Source organism: Methanobacterium lacus (genome assembly GCF_000191585.1).
GTDB lineage: Archaea > Methanobacteriota > Methanobacteria > Methanobacteriales > Methanobacteriaceae > Methanobacterium_B > Methanobacterium_B lacus.
The window spans coordinates 260,286-279,377 of the sequence record NC_015216.1; the positions used below are offsets into that span (position 1 = coordinate 260,286).

Sequence of the window (19,092 nt, forward strand, 5' to 3'; positions counted from 1 at the left end):
TATGAACATCTATGATTTCATACTGAAAAAGATAAAAGACGTTAAAATGGAAACGGGAGATGATGGTCCTGTTACAAATATTTCAGCCACCTCAATGCTGACTGCAGAGATCACAATAATATCTTCCCTTTTAATAGCTGTGGTGATGTTGAGATTACTAAACAGAGCACTCATGATGGCCCTGGTTGTCATTGTATTCCTGATAATATTCATGGCAATGCCAATCATGCCGAAGTTGAAAAGAGAACAAAATGATTCACTGGCAACCATGAGTTTTTATGTAATTGTTGCACTTGCGATAATAGTTTCATTATTCTACTGGGGGAATTTGAATGTCTGAAGGAATTCGAAATATCATAGCAGGACTCGCACTCTTAGTATTTGCAGCCACACTGTTCCAGTCAATATTCCACTTTTCCACAATGATCTACCCAGGAATAAGTTATATATATAACTGGGTAGGACCTCACATAGCTCCTAACATGGTTACAAATGTAGTGTTTGATTGGAGAGGATACGATACCCTTGGAGAAGCATTGATTCTTGTAACAGCAGTTATAGTTACCCTTCTAATATTTGGAAGGGGCCAAGTAGATCTTGGAGGTGATGAAGAATGAGTACAATTTTAAAACTATTTGCATTCCCTGCATCAGTCGTATTCATGTGCTACGGTGCACTCACAATTCTCGGAGGACACATAACACCTGGAGGAGGATTTCAGGGCGGTGCCATGATAGCAGCAGGAATAATTTTCTGTTTAGTGGTGTATGGAGTTGACAAAACACCTATAAAACTTAGTCACAATTTCATGGCATCCTTAGAAAGTATAGGTGCTATAGGGTACATATTCCTGGGACTTGCAGGTTTATTCACCACAGGATTCTTCCTTTACAACTTGGGAGTTGATTTGTACCATATAGTTCCGCCGTACATAGTCAACATATTCGATTATCCTGACCCAATACATGCTGGTATAATTCCTTACCTCAATTTCGTTGTGGGGTTAAAGGTTCTGGTTGGTTTAAGTGCAGTTGTGATAACTTTCCTAGAGAGTGATAAACTTATAAAGAAAATGGAGAGTAACTAAATGGTTTATATTGGCCCACTTGTTCTGGGATTCGTAATTGGATTCATACTCGGAACAAGAATTAAACCAAATCCCGAGAGCAAGATGTACTTCCCTGCTTCGGTCTATGTGTTGCTGGCAATAGTTGTGATTGTAATGGCATACCAATTAGGTCCTTTCCCATATTACACAGATTCAATACTTGCTAACGGACTTATATCTGCATTTGTAGGTATAGTTGTGGGTAAATTAACATTCGGAAGAGGATAACAGTTAAAATAACAAATAAAATTAATCAAATTATAAGAAGGTAAATGTCATGTTCCTATCAACAAAGAAATGTGAAGGCATTGGAAAGTGTGTTGAAGAATGCCCGACTGAAGCCATCAGAATCATCGATGGAAAGGCATTCAGTTGCATCACATGTGGTGCCTGTAAAGATGCCTGTCCAAACAGCGCAATATTTAAAAATAAATTTGGAGGATTCGTTGTCGACCGTGCCAAGTGTAATGCTTGTGGTGTGTGTGAGATGACATGTCCAGTTAACAACATCAAAATAGAGGACGGTGTTGTGAAGGGAATTTGTGCAAGATGTGGAATATGTGTTGATGCATGCCCAGTTAAAGCAAGGGCAGATGCACAAGATGTTATAGAGGATAGACAGCTTAAATTTTTAGAATCACTCAACCTCACTATTCAACCAGGTTCAAGGGTTAAAAAAGAGGAAGAATACGCTACCAGAACTAATATCTGCACAGATCCTGAAAACTGTACACTCTGTGGAAGGTGTGAATATTACTGTCCAACCAACGCTATAATTGTAGATGTGGACTCTGAAGGCCTGTGCACAGAATGCAGAATATGTGAAGATGTTTGTCCAGTTGGAGCAATAAAGGATGGAGTTATTGACGATACCAAATGTACATTATGTCTCAAATGTGTTTCTGAATGTCCTAACTCTGCCATGTACACTGAGGACTTCAAACTACACATAAGAAAACCTGAAGAAGGAGAAACCATCGAAGGTTCCATAGTTTCCTGCTTAAACTGTGGTCTATGTGCCGAAGCATGCACACATGGCGCACTGAAAGTGGTGGATGGAAAACTCCGTTACGACCCCACACTCTGCAAGGAATGCTCAACAATGGATTGTTTAGAAGTATGTCCAGTTGGTACAATAAGGGAATCTGCAGACCCTGATCGAGCAGTTGAAGGCTTTTGTGTGTCATGTGGTAAATGTGTACAGGTCTGTGATGTTAACAAGGCAAGAAAACTCAAGAACATTAAATGGGATGGAACAGTATCTGAAGATTGCATAACCTGCGGTATATGCTCTGAATTATGTCCAAAAGGTGCTATAACATTAAGAAGAGGTTCTATAGATGTGGACATGGATAAATGCATTTTATGTGAAAAATGTGCCATTCATTGTCCAGTCAGCGCAATACCAAGAACCGCAACCCTTAAAAAATCTATTAAGGAAGGTTTCACATTTGTACAGGATAAAATGTGCATGAAATGTAAACTCTGCACCAAAATATGTCCGGAAGATGCCATCAATGAAAATTCTGAGGGAAATATCGTCGTGGATGATTCTAAATGCATATACTGTGGAGCTTGTTCCAATGCATGTCCAGCAAAGGCAATTATACTTGAAAGAGAATTTGAGGTATCAGAATGAAAAATTTAATTAGAATATTCCTGGATGGAATAATCAACAACACTAAGAGAATTATCTTTGCATCCGACAGGGTTACAGACATGGAACTCCGGAGCAAAATCCTCGAGGGAAGGGTAGTCCCAACAGAAAAGGTGGCAGAACAATCATGCATAGGTTGCGGTGGATGTTCCAATGCATGTCCAACCAAGGCAATAGAGATGGTTGACCTCCCAGAACCAGTGGAGTTGATGGAAGGACTAGTTAAGGATAAAATACCGGTGCTTAATAGTTTAAAATGTGTGAACTGTTACTATTGCCATGATTTCTGCCCATTATACGCTTTGTTTGGAGAGGCAGGCACAATCCATCCGAATGATGTGGGGATTGTAGAATCAGATATTTCAGAACTTCTAGATAAACCAGTGAAAATATCAGATGATAAAGTAGCCTTCATATCACAATACTTAGCAGACTCCACCATACTAAAAAAGAGGAAAGAAAACTAATAAAATTTCATTGAATAAAAATTATCATAAAAATAATTAGACCTTAAGAGGAATAATATGAGCTTAAAATCATATTCAAGGGCAAGAGCTGTTCACGTAATGCTTGTTTATACAGGCGGATGTAATGGCTGTGATATTGAAATTGTTAACTGTGTATTATCACCAAAGTACGATGCTGAACAGTACAAAGTATTTCTAACTTGGAATCCAAGAGAGGCAGATGTACTGGTTGTTACAGGCCCTGTAACAAGACACAACGAGAAACCACTCAGGGAAATTTACGATGCGATACCAGAACCTAAGGCAGTCATAGCTGCAGGAGCATGTGCTCTCATGGGGGGAGTATACAAGAACATACATGGTGATATCCCCTCAGAGGAAATTATGGGACCTGTAGATAATATCATACCAGTCGATGCAAAGGTTCCAGGATGTGCTGTAAGGCCTGAAGATGTACTTTCAGGTGTGGTTTCAGCATTACCTTTGCTCTTGGATGCTAAATAACTGGGTAAATTAAATCTTAAAACTCATTTGAAGGTGGATTTATGAATGAAAATAACAAGATAACCGAAAAAAATGTCATTGAAACAGAAGTTACAATGGGCCCGGTGCACTCTGCTGCAATTGAACCCTACAGGGTCAGATTATTTGTAGAGGATGAAATGGTTAAGGATGCTGAGATAACAGTGGGAGTTAATCATAGGGGTATTGAAAGGATTATGGAGGGTCTTCCTGTAGAGAAGGCAAATAGTTTAACAGAGAAGATATGTGGAATATGTTCCAACAGCCACATATGGAATTCTGTCCTTGTTGCAGAGAAAGCCATTGGAATAGATGTTCCGGAACGTGCTCAGTACATAAGGGTCATAATGGAAGAACTTGAAAGGCTGCACAGCCACCTACTTTATCTAGCACATGGAAACGAAGTTTTGGGACACGAAACATTTGCAATGAGGATATTCTACATAAGGGAAACAGTGATGGAACTTCTCAGAATGATTGGAGGTAACAGGGTTCAGTATGGAGCTTCCATCATCGGCGGTGTAAGGCCCAGATGTGAACTTGATGCCATGAGGATCCAAAAGATCAGTGAAGGAATGGACATCATCGAAGAGAAGATCTTGGATTTTGCAGACAGATTTGTTTCAGATCCCATGATCATGTCACGTATAACTGGAGTTGGAGTTTTAACCAGAAAACAAGCAATTGAACTCGCAGCTTCGGGTCCAACTTTGAGATCTACAGGTGTGGAAACAGATGTTCGAACTGAGATGGAGGCCTACGAACCATTCGATTTCAATGTGATTACTCAGGATGATGGGGATGTAAAATCTAACCTTCTCATGAGGGTTTTAGAAATTCCGGAGGCCATTAATATCATTAGACAGGCCATAAAACATCTTCCAGATGGAAAAATTACCAACAGAAGTTGGGATATGCAGGATGCACCAATAACCAAGAGTTATATCGAAGTTCCAAGGGGAAAACTCTATCATTCATATGCTTTGGAAGATGGAAGGGTGAGAAATTCTATTGTAAGAACTCCATCCATTACTAACATAGGTGCTATGCAGTACGCAGCGGTGGGACATCATATAACTGATGCTCAGCTTGCGATTGTACAGTGCGATCCCTGTTTCACATGCACAGATCGTGCAATTCAGATAATCAAAATATAAAAGGAGATCATGATGACAGCAGTAAATTCCCTAATAGCCGTAATAGGAACGTTGTTAGTTGCATTAATAGTCAGTGTATGGCTTCCAGGGATTGAGAGGAAGTTTGTTCACGCAAGAATACAACAAAGGGTAGGTCCACCAATATCCAGTGCAGGTATTATGGCGCCCCTTAAATTTTTCTTCAAACAAACAATAAACCCAAATTCACCAATGCCCAAACTGTACAATGCGCTTCCATTAGTAAGTCTTTTATCAGTAATATTCATATTATTGTTCTTAATGCCACAGTTATACGCATTAGCAGCACTAACAAGTATAATAGCAATTGTGGGATTGTTGAAGATTGAAGAAGTCATTTATATGTTCATGGGTTCCCTATCTAAATCAATAATGTCACTTAATATGCCATTTCCAGACATAGTAAAGGGAGCTAAACATCCAAACACAACCAGAACTTTTATGGAAGAACTCAGTTCACTGAGGGCATTTAGGTTAATAGCATTTGGTTCGTTTCCACTTTACATAGCACTATTTATACCGGTGGCACTTTCAAAATCCATTTACCTGAGTGGAATTGTGAACTATCAGCAGATTCATGGTCCAATTCTTTTCACAATGGCCGGTGTACTAGGTGCAATAGTATTCTTCATTGGATACATGATACTCCTAAACGAGTACCCATTCGTCATATTGAAAACTAAGGCCGATGTGATAGAAGGTCCATTGATGGAATACGCTGCTAAATACAGGGCTTATGTTTACATTACCCGAGGATTCCTCATGTTTGTGTTGGCTAGCCTGTTTACAACATTATTTTTGGGAATTCCGCCAAACCTATTCAGTTGGAATATTCTGATAACAATTGCAGTCGCATTAATATTCCCAATATTAATGGCAATTATGAGTGCATTTTCACCCATATTTACCAACAAACAGTTCTACCCCGCAGTTGCAGGAGTTTCAATCATAGGAATACTGGGCATAGTAGTATCATTCTTATGATACTCAAATTTTTAAAGACTAAAGAAAATGAAGAATTAAAAATGGTGATTGAATGAAGTTCGTTGTAAGTCCAATGCATATCGTGAGTGTTGGAGGATATATAGTCGAAACACAGTTTCCTTACCGAAACCTTATAGTGGTAAATCCAACTGAAGAACCAATAAAAATGGAGATCCCAGTATTTAACGAAGAATGGATCGAAGAACACCGTCAACTCGGACTTGAAATTACGCCAATAACAGAAAAGGACAGTTTTTTAAGTAATTTCAGAAGGGCCAAACTCAAATTAGACCAATTGAAAAAGGAAAAAGAAACTGGATAATTTCCTCCAATTCCTTTTATAACCATTGAAGGTTCCATTCTTTTATTTACTGCTGCAATTTCATTAGAATAATTATTCACATATTTTTTTGGAGACTCTCATTGCCAGAGCACTGGTTAACATGATGGTCGGAAGCCCTTGTGATTGGGGAGCCAATGACAGATCAGCAATCCAAAGCCCATCAGGCAATTCAGATGAACGCATAGAAGAAACATCTTTCTTTTTTAATGGAACTGTTCCTCCAAGATGGCCTCCATTGTACATTCCCTTAACAAATGGGCCTGATACTCCAGAACTTTCCATGATATTTTTTGCTTTGAGTATGGCTTTATCTAACTTTGCTTCATCAGTGTTGGTGACTTCCTTTTCGATGGTTCCATCTTCAAATACAGCACCATTTTCCACATCTGCGAGTTTCACCATGATTCCCACCCTGTCCTTTAAAGAAACATCACGCCAAGGTTTGTGGAAGTAATGTGAAAGTATGTCGATGTAGGGGGAGAGTATGTAATCTTTTTGTGAACTGTACCATGCCATTGGCGGTTCTCTTAACTGCTTTGAATTTTTTGCAACTCCTCCTAGGGTTAATACAATGTCAACCCACAACTTGTCTTCGCAGTAAATTCCTGATTTCTTCAAAATTTGTGCTGTTCCAACTCCTCCAGCTGCCAATACAACAGCATCTGCAGGATATACTTGGTTGGATTTTCCTCTTTCTACTGAAACTCCATAAACTTGATTGTTACGTGTTAAAATCTCTTGAACTTTTGAAGATGTGTGTAGAATTGCCCCATTCTCAATGGCAATGTCCAATAATTTACCAGAATCCCAACGAGCACCTGTTTGACAGCCCATCTCACAGAGTCCACATGACGTACATTTATGAAATTCCACAGCTTTCGGTGTTGGACTGGGTTTCAAATTTAATTCTTCAGCACTTTCAAACATTTTTTGTGTGAGTGGTCTCCATCTATTTTTTGGAACTGAATTGATTGAAGTTTGATTTTCGATGGTTTCAAATTCTGGAGTGAGATCCAATCCCAACTCTTTCAAACCATGTTCAGCCCTCACCATGTTTCCACAGGATATTGCCGTACAACCGCCCTGAGTAATTCCCCTTACGACCACGAGTTTTTGGCTTGATCTTGCAACATTCATGGGTGGAAAAATTCTCATTATGTTGCTTTCGTTCCCAAGCAAACCCAACTTTTTCAGAGGTTCTGTTAAGGTCATTAATCTTGTGAATGGTTTGAATGGTTTTCCAGATTCTAGAATAGTGACTTTATGGCCATTTTTGGACAGTTCCATTGCAGCTGAAGCTCCTCCAGCTCCAGATCCAACAACTACTACTTTCATCAAATTCCCCCTTCCATATTTATACAAGCCTTACATCTTTTTGAACCCAATGTGATCTTTTCTACAAATTTTAAGTCCATATTTTTATTCAAACCTTTCAAAACACCTTTATCTGCATAACTTAGGATACTACAGGTTTGGGGAGTGTAATATTTGGAAAGGGCACACGAACTAACCCATAGGATGATGTTACCATCTGTATTTTCGGTAGAAAATTCAATTCCCAAGATTTTGTAGAGTATTTTAGCAGCTTTAATGGTGTCTTCCACACCGTTTCCAACTCCAAGACCCTTTCGAGCATTTTGACCGAGTATTAACCCGGCTTCAAACATCCTTTTACTCCCCTCTTCCATGGCTGTGGTTTCACCCAAAAGATCCATCAACAGTTTCACACGTTTGTTATGGCCCATTGCCATCATTTTTCTTCTGTCAGCAAGATTTCCCTTTAAAACTTCCTGTTTTGGTGGTGCTCCACCTTGTTCAACAATGAGCTGGTCTAGATAATTGTTGGTTATGTTGTTTGTTCCATTCAATTCCCTTTTAATTAGGAATTTTGGGATCCAAACAGTTAAGATTCTAAGTTTAATGCCCATGATCTTCACCATCATCGCCATAGAAAACTATCTCAGGGTTTTGTTTGAGCAGTTCATTCCAAGATTTATGGTAGATCATGTTTACAGATGTTTCATATTTCTTTAGAATGTTTTGACGTTTTAATTTGAGATTTGCTGTGATATCTCCATGTTCAATGGAAAGTTCATCTTTCATAACCATCCATTTTCTGATTTTTTCAGGATTTGAAAGGTTTTGGTTGATTTTTTTAAGATCGATTTTGAATTGTGCGGGGTCGAAGGTTTCGGTCATCCAGATCATTGCTATGGAGTAGGGTTTTTGATCTCCCACAAGCATGACTTCTGATACACCTTCAATTAATTTGAGTTTACCTTCCACCTTAAGTGGTCGAATACTTTTGCCATAGGAGTTCACTATCATCTCTTTTTTTCTTCCAGTGATCACTAAATTTCCGTTCTTGGTCAAATGACCGTAATCCCCTGTTTTAAACCATCCTTCATTGAAGTGGTGTTTATTTTTTTGGTTGTTGTTGTAGTAGCCTGATGTTAACTGGGGACCTTTAACAATTATTTCCCCATCTTCAGTTGTGGAGATATGGGTTTTTGGAAGGGGAGTTCCAACAGTTCCAATGACATTTGATCCCAATCTGTTTATGGTCAGTAGTGGTGCTTCTGTCAGTCCGTATGCATTATGTATTTCGATCCCCAGTTCATGAAATGCTCTGAGAAGATCTTCACTTATCGGTGCAGAACCCACTATTAACTGTGCACATTCATCCAAACCTGCCATTTTAAGAAGGACTCTTTTCAATATTTTTCCATAGACATGTTTCAATCCTCTTCTTGTTGTGTTTAGGTACATATCTCCCAACCATTTCCTATGAAGTTTGGACCAAATTTTTTCATAGAACCTTGGAACCGAGAAAAAAATGGTTGGCCTAACCTTGGGGAGGGCTCCTTCCAGTTCGTGGAAGTTCTCAAGAAAGTAAAGTTCAAGGGAGGCAGGAGCGTAATATGGAGAATATGTTCCTAAAATTCCTTCAACAACATGGTTCATGGGTAAAAACGATAAATATTTGATATTGGATGTTCGATCTGACCACGGGGGTATCGATGCAATAAATTCTGCCATCCACCTTAAATTTCCATGGCTGAAACGAACTCCTGCTGGTTTCCCAGTTGTACCTGATGTGTAGCGTATGGTTGCAGTATCGTTAAAATCTACGGGTGTAATAATTTCAGCAAGATCTTCGATCAACACATCAGTTTCAGGATTTAAAAATTCACTCCATGAAACTATTTTTGAGTGGCTGTCATGATCTCTGTAGAACGATACCACTGGAATGTTAATTTTATTTGAACTGTTCAGCAATTCAGGGGTGCCTAAAAATATTATGGATGCATCACAATCTTGTAATATCTCATTTATTTCATTCACTGGGCTGGTGTAATAGATAGGAACATTAACTGCTCCCAATAGTCCAATTGCCACATCAAGCGACAGATAGCGGCTACTGTTAAATCCTGCAATTGCTACACGGTCACCTTTCTTGATGCCCATGGCCAAGAGCCCGTTTAAGACCTTTGAAACTTGATCTTTAAAGTTCGGTGCAGTTAATTTTAGGTAGTCACCCTCCACAATATCATAATAATCTACTTGTAAACTCCTGTTTAATCTGTAAATTATTTGTTCATGTACTGTTCGCGTTGAACGGTGAAAAAATCCGTAATATGAGGCGAATTCCAATAATTTAGGCAGATAATCGACCCAATTAAGGGGGTATTCTCCCATGATAAGTTCAGTGTTTTTGGAGTCGAAAATTCTGTCTTCCTTCATGTAAGGTTCGAGTTCATGAAGAACCTTACCCATGCCATGATCAGTATTTAGAAATCTTTCTGCAAGGTGTAACATTGGGGATAATGGAATGTACAGGGGTTTGGGAAGCTTTAAATCTAAATTTTCAGAAGCCCATGTTTTGACTAAACTGACCAGCTCCTCAACAGTGGGGCTGTTTTTATATGGACCAGTTAAATGGAATGTTTTAGTGTTTGAATCTTCATTTAAGGTAATGATGCAAACGGCATCTGCAACGTAATCTACCGGTACCATGTTGATCTTCAAATTTTTAGAAACTGGAAAAAATCGTAATCCATTCATATAAAGACGTATTAGTGAGTATATGGTGTTGAAAGTTTTGATGTAGCCGGTAGTAGAATCTCCCACTATCATTCCAGGCCTTAATATTACAAAGGGCAAGTCTGCTTTTCGAACAACTTCTTCTGCTTCGAATTTGCTTTGTTCGTAGTTGGATTTAAATCCAGATTTACCACTTAAAGAATCTTCTTCAATTAAACCCTTCCTTTTACCAGCAACGTAGGCTGTAGAAATGTGGGAAAACTTTTTTAACAGATAATTTTTGGCTTTTAAAGCCATTCTAATCATATTTTGAGTTCCCTGAAGATTAATTCTTCTCAAATCTTCAATGGAACTGTTCAATCTTAGATCGGCAGCGGCATGTACCACATGAGTTACATTTTCAACTAGATATCTGAAATTTTCCGGGGTGAGTCCCAGTAAATCCTGGGTTACATCACCCTGCAGGATCATGATCTTGGAATTGGGAGTATTAATCTCCTTCAATTCATTCATAAGGGTTTTAGATTCCCACCAACTTCTTGAAAGATGTTTAACAGCTTCATCATAATTATTACCCCTTACAAGAAGTATTAATGATGTATTAGGTTTTTTTATCATTCTTTCAGCGATATGGGTGCCCAAAAATCCGGTTGCTCCAGTTATGAAAATTCTGTCTTTCAAACCATCACATCCTCGTGTTCAAATAAAAAGTTTTTAAGGTATTTTTTGTTATTTAGTGACAGTTCAACCTGTTTTTGATAACATTTTCTAATTAATTCCTTCGTGTGTTTGGGATTTTCAATAAGCTGATCCACCTTTTTTGAAAGGCTTTTCCATATGACCTCCACCTTGGAGTTATCCTCAGGATAGTCTATAAATAATTCTTTTTCAATCTTAATGTCTTTATACAATCCTTTAAGCCGTTGATCATGCCCAATGCCTATTTGAGGTACTGATGCCTTCATGGATAACACTCCTGCATGGTACCTAGATGTTATTAGTAGCTCAAGACTTCTTAGGACTTCTGTAATCTGGGATGCGTTGTAAGTCCCTGCGGAAACGATCTGAGCCTTTTCAGAGTGTTTCATTCTATTTTTAATTTCAATTGCAAGTGGTTCATCCAACTCTTCCATGCAGATTATGATTATGTTCTTACTGTGCAGCTCAACGATCCTGTCTGCTTCACGGGCCCAGTTCCTACTCAAGTTCTCACTTCTTAAAACCCTGGATCTGGATCTTGAGAAGTAATAAGGCCATTTGTATAGGTTTACCTTTCTTCCCCAGGGTCTTATTACAACTGGCCAAAGATGAAAGTCCACCACAGCCATTCCAACAAATCCTTCAGTTGAGGCGGGGTTTTCCGAGTTCCAAATTTTTTTAAGACTGTTTTTAGCTTCTAATTTTGTTTCAAATGTGAATGCACAGTCTGCTGTGCTTACTATTGGGGCCTTGACACCTATATCAATTAAACGCTCCCTTGCATATGTGGTTCTTGTTATTATGAGGTCTGTTTTGTTTGCTTCTTTTTTCACTAAAAATTTGTTGAACCTGGAAAGTTCTCCTGAGTCCACAGCATATGCAATACATGGAATGCCCTGATTATATGCACACCTTGTAGTCCATAAAAACGCCCACAAAAGAGCTGAAGTCCAGGTATCCATGTAACAACTTCCCTCCACAAGTAAAACCAGATCCTGTTTTTTAACAATTTCTTTCAGGGCAAAGAAGTATATGGAGGGTATGGGAACAATTTTTAAATGCTCATCTTCTTCTATGTACCGTCTGAGATTTTTTTCATTGAGGGTGGGAATTGTAAGCTTAACATCTTTTCCAAGAACAGTTCTAATATCTTCAATGATGGAAATTAACCTGGTTTCTGAACCTGTGTTGTTTGCTCCGTTGTAACCCATTAAAAGGACTTTTTTAAATTTTTTAGAGTTAGTATTGTCCTTTAATTTGTTTTTTTCAGTTTCCATTTTTTTGTACCATGAAAATTTGGTTTTAAATACTTACTTGTAGTATTAACTCTTCTTATGATTTGAATTGTCATTGCTTTCAATTTTTACAGTTTTTAATATAAAATTTGTATGATCTATCATTTTATTATAGGCCATATCCGTAAAAGAGGAGTATTTTGTATCATATTTCAGTATGAAGTACTCAAAGAATAGATACAGTGCGAATGAAAAATATTCCCTGGCAAGAACTCTCGGATCGTACTCTTTAATAATGCCTTTTTTCATCATTTTAGTGAATATTTTCTCCCACTCATTTATGGGGCTCTCAAGGAGCTCGTTGACAAAAAAAGTTTTGATCTTTTCGTTGTGAAATACTTCAATTGACAAGATCCTCCAAATTTTTTCTGTTTTGGGATTGGACATTCCATTAAAAAATTCCCTTGAACCTGTTTCAAAGAATAATTCAGGACTTTCAGAAATTAATGCGTCCATTTCTTCATCTGTAAAACTTATAGCTCCCAATTCATCTATTAAATGGTTGATTATGTTTTCTAATATTGCGTCCTTATTTTTGTAGTGGTTGTAAATTGAACTTTCTCTAATCCCAACTTCTCTACCTATTTCCCTCATAGAAACAGCATCAAAACCCTTTTGAGAGAAAAGATTGACAGATGCTTCGAAAATACGTTCTTTGGTGGTTAATGTCTCTTGGGGACTGTTTTCTTTTTTCATAAATTACTATGCTCCATCATCAATTCGTCAATAAACCGAACTAACGAATATTAATTAAACTTAAAGTTGTTTTCATCCTAAAGCTAACTTTATTACTCTATTTTTTGTTCATATAATTCTAAAAACCATAATAAATTCAAATTATGTTTAATGAATACATCTTATGGGTTGCATTTTGTTATCCTTGAACTACTACATAAAGTTAACGAACGAACGTTAGTAAGGAAATGATGCACTCAAATAAACTAAATCAAGATAATTTATTTAGTAAGAATTTCCATAATAATTCTAATTAATTAAAGGAGATAACATGAAAGAATTTGCCATTACAATAAAAGCCCATAACAAACCTGGTGTACTCAGGGATATAACAGAAATGATGGCTAAATGTGGGATAAACATATCATACACACATCTATTTGTAGAAAAGGATGAATCTGCTTCAGTTTATATGGAACTGGAAGATGTTAAGGATATTGAAACCCTTGCACACAATATTCTTACCCATGGAAATGTTGACGATGTAATAACACACAGATCATTGGGAGAAATATACGGAAAAAGAATAATCATCATTGGGGGAGGTGCGCAAGTTGCGATGGTTGCACAAGGAGCAATTACAGAGGCGGATCGCCACAATATTAGGGGTGAAAGAATCAGTGTTGATACCATACCCTTGGTTGGAGAACAAGAACTTGCAGAAGCAGTATCTGCAGTTGCAAGACTTCCTAGAATTGGTGCCCTTGTGCTTGCAGGTTCACTCATGGGTGGTAAAATTTCAGATGCCATTGAAGATATTAAAGAGGAGCATGACGTTATAGTGATAAGCCTCAACATGCCTGGAAGTGTGACTGAAAAGGCGGATCTTGTAGTAACAGATCCTGTACAGGCAGGGGTAATGGCTGTTATGGCTATTGCTGATACTGCATTATTTGATATAAAAAAAATTGGAAAGAGGAAGTTTTAGAACCATTATAATGGTTCTAACGTCCTAATTAATCTTTCTGCGGCAATTTTCAATTCAGTGTCTTGGATGTCGCCACTTTTTGCAATTTTAAGTGCCATTGCCAGTACCTTTGGAACATCCTCTGCGGAAATATTTTCTGCCATGTTGGTATAGCTCTGATTGGGCATATCTTCCATTTCGACATTATTTTCTGCCATTGTGTTTAACATTTGTTTACATTCTTTCATCAAGGCGGGATCGTCCTTGTTATTTTCACATTTAGCCATAAGTTCATTGGTTTTTTTATCGTCCATGGTAACACCTGATAATAACTTATGGACTTACAAGAACTTATAAATGCCGAAATTAAAAAAAGAGTTTTATAACGCTGTATTTAATTCAATTATAAACTGGAATATTTGAAAGAAATGAAGAAAAAAAAGTTAATTATGGATTAACTCATTTCAATTGCTCTGATTAATCTGCTAGCAGCATTTTTGAGTTCAGTATCAGTTATGTCTCCACTTTCTCTAACTTTTAATGCTAACTGTAGTACTTTTGAAACATCCTTTGGAGTTAAATTTTCAGCCATTCCAAGGTAGGTTTGATTTGGGTCTTCATCTAGGGTCACATTTTTGTCCTTCATCATGTTAAGTAAAACTTCGCAAGAACCCATCACTGATGTATCATCCATACTTTCACATTTTTTCATTAATTCCTCAGCCTGTTTATCCATAAAATCACCATTTATACTATATACCTATGTAGATTTATATTTTTGTTTTGACAAAACTACTCCAAATAATCTTCCCTGGCACTCAGATACAATTTTAAAGCTACATAGTCCTTTTAACGGGTTATGAAAACAATTAATTTAATTTAGATCAACAATTCTATATTCTTTAAAAAATATAATAATTAATCACAGTATGAAATAAGTAAAATTGTTCCAGTAACAATCTTGGTATGTGGATATATGACGATATATTACGATACAATGGATGGACCAATAGTTACAGCTGCTGAGCTTGCATTAGAAATGGAAAATGTCAACTATGTTCTGCCTTTTGTTAAAAAAGAATTTGAAACTGAGCTTAAAGAAGCCTTTGATAATGCAGTAATTGTTAGGGAGTTAAGTGGGGAAGCAGCTGAAGTTGCTGATCAATGGTTTTTTGAAACTGCTGTCCGCCTTCATATGGTTGGTGTTGGAAAGCCATACACAGGAATAAAACACTCTGGTCTTAACAGAGAACACATCATTCTAAAAGCGTATTCAGCTATAGAAAATCAGGACAAAACTGCACTTGAAACTCTTTTGTCGGATTCTTTGAGGGAGGCCATTGAAACAAGATTTGAAGTCACGATTTCAAAAAAGGATTACGATGTTAATGATATTGATGCAGCAAGGGAATACATGAATTTTGAGAGGGATTTTGTTGAATTTTGCAATGAACTCTTAGAACTAATTAAATCCAAATAGTATTCCGTTTCATTGATTAAAATGAATTTTTAAGGAGATAAAAAGAATGTCCGAAGAACTGAAATCAAAACCACTAAAAGTAGAAGATCTCATTGACTACCAAGAAAATGCTGTTGTGAGCCGTGAAATAATAAGGAAAGAAACAGGAACAGTAACTATTTTCGCTTTTGATAAGGGAGAAGGATTGAGCGAACACACGGCACCATTTGATGCAATGGTTCAAGTTGTTGATGGTACTGCAGAAATAATAATTTCTGGTGAAAAGAACATAGTAAACAAGGGAGAACTCATTATAATGCCTGCAAATGAACCTCATGCACTGAATGCCATTGAAAGGTACAAAATGGTATTAACCATGATCAGATCCAACTAAATACCATTTAATGGGGTTATTCAAATAATTTAACGGTTTATCTAGTTTGTTAAGCCGTACTTATTTCTAATTTTTTTGTTGAGTTTTTAAGATATTGAATTTTCTGTTAAACTAAGATTTGTGGGAACATTATTTTTAATTTTCTTTCAACAATCGTTTGCAGATTTATTCAATGGTTTTCCTTGGATAGGGGGATCAATTTTTTAAACTGTGGATTATTTGGGAGAATAAAACAAAAAAACTTTTATTTAATAATATTTAAACTCGAAACATAAATCTCCAGATTGTAGTATTAATTTTTTTAGGGGGAATTTAATTATGAATAGTGATAATCAATTAATGGACACAAAACGACTTGAAACATTGGTCGATGGGATATTTGCAATTGCAATGACTCTATTGGTTTTGAGTTTAGCTGTACCTCAACTTACTCCACCAGTTACGGATTCAGCACTAAGAGCGGCATTGGTGGGTTTGATCCCCAACTTAATTTCGATGGTTGTTAGTTTCCTGTTGTTATCAATTTTTTGGAAGATACATCACAAATTTTTTAAACAGATAGAATATATTAACGGAACATTACTTTGGATCAACGTGATCTGGCTTTTATTCATAGTTTTGGTACCATTTTCAGAAACTTTAACAGGGGATTATGGAGGGACAATGACGGCCCATTTTGTGTTCAACCTGAACATGATGGGTATTGCACTGTTACTCTTCCTGAACTGGCACTATGCTTCAAGTCATAACTTCATCAACGAAAATGTTGATCAAAAGGAAATTAAAATTACTTGGAGAGTTAACGTAGCATTTGTATTGATAGTTATTGGTGCAATACTGTTATCGTTTGTTATACCTGATTACGCATCGATAATTTACTTGTTGACATTTGTTGTTGAAAATATTGTGAGAAAGCTGTCATGAATATCTTAGTTAATATTTTCTTAACATTTTTTTTTGGTGTGGATCAATTTTTTAAGAGACACAAGGATCTGGTAGTTTGAGTTACCAAGATATTATGGGAATTATATCTACAAATTAACATCTTTAATTTCTTTCTGCAATCTTTTAGTGGATTTGCTTAAATTTTTCATAGTAAATGTTGGTTACAGTAGCTACACATGGTAGAGTATTCACATAAACGACATTTGTTGATATTTATATGGATTTCAGGCTTTTTTCCTTCGTAGATCATATCACAAAGTTTTTCGAAAATTTCTATGAACTTGTTGGTTAGAAGGGGGCTGTTTACCACAGGTTGTTTTGATCCAATCTTAGTGTAGTTAATAAATCCCACTGCAACGTCCTTATTAAATTCTTCTTCCATCAAAAATGAATAAGCCGAAGATTGAATGGCATCAGATTCCCAAACTCCGTTTAAAGGTGGTAAATTGGTTTTAATTGCAATTGGATAATAAGTTCCGTCGATGATCTCAATTTTATCGATCATACCAACGAGACCCACTTCGGGATTTTCAATTTTAAATTCAATAAAAGAGGGAGGATAAAGAATCTTAACTGCTTCAGATCCGTTGATGCCGTCATTCAATAATTTCTGAGTTTTTATTGCTATCAACCATGAGTTGAACCTCATATCCTCCTTCAGACTTTCAAATATTGGGGATGGATCTTCGATTCCTTCCTCTTGATATCGTCTGTAAATCGTATCAAGGAATGAGGGCATATCTTTGAAGAGTTCATTTAAAATGTCTCTGATGTTCATCTTCCCATTCAAAACCCATAAATTTCGTTGTACTATGCTATCAAAACCTTTAAAGGCTTCTTTGGATATTTTTCCAGAAATTTGTTCTTCTGTTGTAATGTCTAAATTTTCAAGCCTTAAATTTAGTTTTTCTGGGCAGTACAAATACTCTTTAATGTTTGTAACAGTTATCATCGTTTTCTTATTGTAATATGTATTACTAATATTTGTATTACTAAATATTTAAAATTAATGAAGGATCATAAATCACTCAAAAAAAGACTTAAGAATTTCAAAAAAAGTAGAACCATGGTTTAGGGTTAAAGAACCCTGATAAACACGGTTTTGTCGTTGACACATTTCAGTTGATCTATTTCTTCAACAGCAGATCTCATATCTCTTTCAAGGGCTGAATGAGTAACCATGAAGATGGGTATTCCTGGTTTATCATGCTGTTTTTGTGTCATTGAACCTATGCTAATGTTGTATTTACTTAGAATTCCAGATATTTTATGGAGTACTCCGGGTTCGTCCTTGGTGATCAATCGAAGGTAATATTTGGATTCTAGATCTGAAATATCCTTAATTTTTTCTACAGTACAACTTTTAGGGCCGTATAAAACTGGTTTTTCCATATTTTCTATTATGTCAATACAGTCTCCCACAACTGCACTGGCTGTAGGCATCATACCTGCACCAGGACCGTACATCATAACCGGACCAACCACATCTCCAACCAAATAAACACCATTGAAAACACCATTTACAGAGGATAGTAGGTGGTCAAGTGGTACAATTGTAGGATGGACCCGAACTTCCAGTTTTCCATCAACTAGTTTGGCAATTGCTAAAAGCTTGATGCATGAGTTGAGTTCTTCCTTTGCAAAACTGATATCTTCAGGTGTGATGCAGGTTATGCCTTCAACATGGAAGTTGTCCTGTTTAATGTACTTTCCAAAGCTTAGTATGGTAAGTATAATCAATTTTTGTGCAGTATCGTCTCCTTCAATATCAAAACTTGGATCAGCTTCAGCATAACCCTTTTTTTGTGCCTCTTTGAGCACATCCTCAAATTCCAGTCCTTCATCAGTCATTTTTGTAAGGATGTAATTAGCAGTTCCGTTGATGATACCATAAATTGATTGAATATTGTTGGCTGAAAGTCCCTCATTTAGGGGTTGTAATAACGGTATTCCTCCACCTACACTTGCCTCAAAGCAAATTCTGACATCATTTTTTTGGGCTGTTGAAATGATTTCATCCCAATGTTTAGCTAAAAGAGCTTTGTTAGCAGTTACAACATGTTTGCCATTTTCCATGGCTTTTGTAATGAATTTAAGTGCGGGCTGATAACCTCCCATTAGTTCGATAACAATTTCTATATCTGGATCATCAAGAATATCATTAATATCTGTGGAAAGAACATCTGAAGATATTTCTACCCCTCTATCGGTGGTTATGTCCAGATCCACAACTTTTTTTAATTTAACCTTTTTTCCTACTTTGTTCTCTACCAGATCAATATTTTTATTCAGGGTTTCGACAACACCACTTCCAATGGTTCCAAAACCTATAAGTCCTATGTTAACTGTATCTTTCAT

23 protein-coding genes are annotated in these 19,092 nt (G+C 36.8%); 14 read left to right on the forward strand and 9 right to left on the reverse strand.

The window, feature by feature from the left end; translation table 11 throughout:
* Window position 1 precedes the first annotated feature (1 nt).
* The 10 genes from METBO_RS01350 to METBO_RS01395 are packed head-to-tail and all read left to right on the forward strand — an operon-like array spanning window position 2 to window position 6,235.
* Window positions 2-340 (forward strand): hypothetical protein, encoded by a 339-nt coding sequence (locus METBO_RS01350; RefSeq protein ID WP_013643869.1) that lies wholly within the window; start codon window positions 2-4, stop codon window positions 338-340.
* Window positions 333-617 carry an energy-converting hydrogenase B subunit H gene (locus METBO_RS01355; protein ID WP_013643870.1) on the forward strand — a complete coding sequence of 95 codons (285 nt, stop codon included), beginning with the start codon at window positions 333-335 and terminating at the stop codon, window positions 615-617. The genes METBO_RS01350 and METBO_RS01355 overlap by 8 nt, the downstream gene beginning before the upstream one ends.
* Window positions 614-1,087, forward strand: a complete 474-nt coding sequence (locus METBO_RS01360) for an MnhB domain-containing protein (RefSeq protein ID WP_013643871.1) — start codon at window positions 614-616, stop codon at window positions 1,085-1,087. Before METBO_RS01355 ends, METBO_RS01360 begins: the two co-directional genes overlap by 4 nt.
* Window positions 1,088-1,336, forward strand: a complete 249-nt coding sequence (locus METBO_RS01365; protein WP_013643872.1) for a hypothetical protein — start codon at window positions 1,088-1,090, stop codon at window positions 1,334-1,336.
* 49 nt (window positions 1,337-1,385) lie between these two features.
* Complete coding sequence (locus METBO_RS01370; RefSeq protein ID WP_013643873.1) at window positions 1,386-2,747, forward strand: 4Fe-4S binding protein; 1,362 nt, start codon at window positions 1,386-1,388, stop codon at window positions 2,745-2,747.
* Entirely contained in the window at window positions 2,744-3,232 is a 489-nt protein-coding gene (locus METBO_RS01375) for a 4Fe-4S binding protein (protein ID WP_013643874.1), read from the forward strand. Before METBO_RS01370 ends, METBO_RS01375 begins: the two co-directional genes overlap by 4 nt.
* 57 nt (window positions 3,233-3,289) lie before the next feature.
* Window positions 3,290-3,736, forward strand: coding sequence for an NADH-quinone oxidoreductase subunit B family protein (locus tag METBO_RS01380; RefSeq protein ID WP_013643875.1), 447 nt, complete (start codon window positions 3,290-3,292; stop codon window positions 3,734-3,736).
* 41 nt (window positions 3,737-3,777) lie between these two features.
* Complete coding sequence (locus METBO_RS01385; protein ID WP_013643876.1) at window positions 3,778-4,911, forward strand: hydrogenase large subunit; 1,134 nt, start codon at window positions 3,778-3,780, stop codon at window positions 4,909-4,911.
* Window positions 4,912-4,923: 12 nt separating this feature from the next.
* Window positions 4,924-5,913, forward strand: a complete 990-nt coding sequence (locus tag METBO_RS01390) for a respiratory chain complex I subunit 1 family protein (protein WP_013643877.1) — start codon at window positions 4,924-4,926, stop codon at window positions 5,911-5,913.
* 52 nt (window positions 5,914-5,965) lie between these two features.
* On the forward strand, window positions 5,966-6,235 hold the full coding sequence (locus METBO_RS01395; RefSeq protein ID WP_013643878.1) for an energy-converting hydrogenase B subunit P: 270 nt from the start codon (window positions 5,966-5,968) through the stop codon (window positions 6,233-6,235).
* A 72-nt stretch (window positions 6,236-6,307) separates the two neighbouring features.
* Here METBO_RS01395 and METBO_RS01400 read toward each other — a convergent pair whose 3' ends face one another.
* From METBO_RS01400 to METBO_RS01420, 5 genes are read right to left on the reverse strand one after another with little or no spacing between them, the layout of a single operon-like run.
* Window positions 6,308-7,591 (reverse strand): GMC family oxidoreductase N-terminal domain-containing protein, encoded by a 1,284-nt coding sequence (locus METBO_RS01400; RefSeq protein WP_013643879.1) that lies wholly within the window; start codon window positions 7,589-7,591, stop codon window positions 6,308-6,310.
* Window positions 7,591-8,184 carry a hypothetical protein gene (locus METBO_RS01405; RefSeq protein WP_013643880.1) on the reverse strand — a complete coding sequence of 198 codons (594 nt, stop codon included), beginning with the start codon at window positions 8,182-8,184 and terminating at the stop codon, window positions 7,591-7,593. The genes METBO_RS01400 and METBO_RS01405 overlap by 1 nt, the downstream gene beginning before the upstream one ends.
* On the reverse strand, window positions 8,174-10,981 hold the full coding sequence (locus METBO_RS01410; protein WP_013643881.1) for an AMP-binding protein: 2,808 nt from the start codon (window positions 10,979-10,981) through the stop codon (window positions 8,174-8,176). The genes METBO_RS01405 and METBO_RS01410 overlap by 11 nt, the downstream gene beginning before the upstream one ends.
* Window positions 10,978-12,276 (reverse strand): polysaccharide pyruvyl transferase family protein, encoded by a 1,299-nt coding sequence (locus tag METBO_RS01415; protein WP_013643882.1) that lies wholly within the window; start codon window positions 12,274-12,276, stop codon window positions 10,978-10,980. Before METBO_RS01415 ends, METBO_RS01410 begins: the two co-directional genes overlap by 4 nt.
* A gap of 45 nt (window positions 12,277-12,321) precedes the next feature.
* Window positions 12,322-12,990 carry a TetR/AcrR family transcriptional regulator gene (locus METBO_RS01420; protein ID WP_013643883.1) on the reverse strand — a complete coding sequence of 223 codons (669 nt, stop codon included), beginning with the start codon at window positions 12,988-12,990 and terminating at the stop codon, window positions 12,322-12,324.
* 310 nt (window positions 12,991-13,300) lie between these two features.
* On the opposite strand from METBO_RS01420, the gene METBO_RS01425 reads away from it, so the two are divergent.
* The gene (locus tag METBO_RS01425) at window positions 13,301-13,957 is read left to right on the forward strand and encodes a DUF5612 domain-containing protein (protein ID WP_013643884.1); all 657 of its coding nucleotides are present in this window, start codon (window positions 13,301-13,303) and stop codon (window positions 13,955-13,957) included.
* A 5-nt stretch (window positions 13,958-13,962) separates the two neighbouring features.
* Here METBO_RS01425 and METBO_RS01430 read toward each other — a convergent pair whose 3' ends face one another.
* A complete protein-coding gene (locus tag METBO_RS01430) occupies window positions 13,963-14,250 on the reverse strand; it encodes a hypothetical protein (protein ID WP_013643885.1) in 288 nt (95 codons plus the stop codon).
* Between the two features lie 140 nt (window positions 14,251-14,390).
* A complete protein-coding gene (locus METBO_RS01435; RefSeq protein ID WP_048186307.1) occupies window positions 14,391-14,672 on the reverse strand; it encodes a hypothetical protein in 282 nt (93 codons plus the stop codon).
* Between the two features lie 240 nt (window positions 14,673-14,912).
* Here METBO_RS01435 and METBO_RS01440 point away from each other — a divergent pair, with 240 nt between their 5' ends.
* From METBO_RS01440 to METBO_RS01450, 3 genes are all read left to right on the forward strand, one after another.
* The gene (locus tag METBO_RS01440) at window positions 14,913-15,416 is read left to right on the forward strand and encodes a DUF6448 family protein (RefSeq protein ID WP_013643887.1); all 504 of its coding nucleotides are present in this window, start codon (window positions 14,913-14,915) and stop codon (window positions 15,414-15,416) included.
* Between the two features lie 46 nt (window positions 15,417-15,462).
* Complete coding sequence (locus tag METBO_RS01445; RefSeq protein ID WP_013643888.1) at window positions 15,463-15,789, forward strand: cupin domain-containing protein; 327 nt, start codon at window positions 15,463-15,465, stop codon at window positions 15,787-15,789.
* Between the two features lie 318 nt (window positions 15,790-16,107).
* A complete protein-coding gene (locus tag METBO_RS01450) occupies window positions 16,108-16,713 on the forward strand; it encodes a TMEM175 family protein (RefSeq protein ID WP_013643889.1) in 606 nt (201 codons plus the stop codon).
* A 166-nt stretch (window positions 16,714-16,879) separates the two neighbouring features.
* On the opposite strand, the gene METBO_RS01455 is transcribed toward METBO_RS01450, so the two are convergent.
* Complete coding sequence (locus tag METBO_RS01455) at window positions 16,880-17,686, reverse strand: CRISPR-associated protein Cas4 (RefSeq protein WP_013643890.1); 807 nt, start codon at window positions 17,684-17,686, stop codon at window positions 16,880-16,882.
* 125 nt (window positions 17,687-17,811) lie between these two features.
* Entirely contained in the window at window positions 17,812-19,092 is a 1,281-nt protein-coding gene (locus METBO_RS01460) for a homoserine dehydrogenase (protein WP_013643891.1), read from the reverse strand.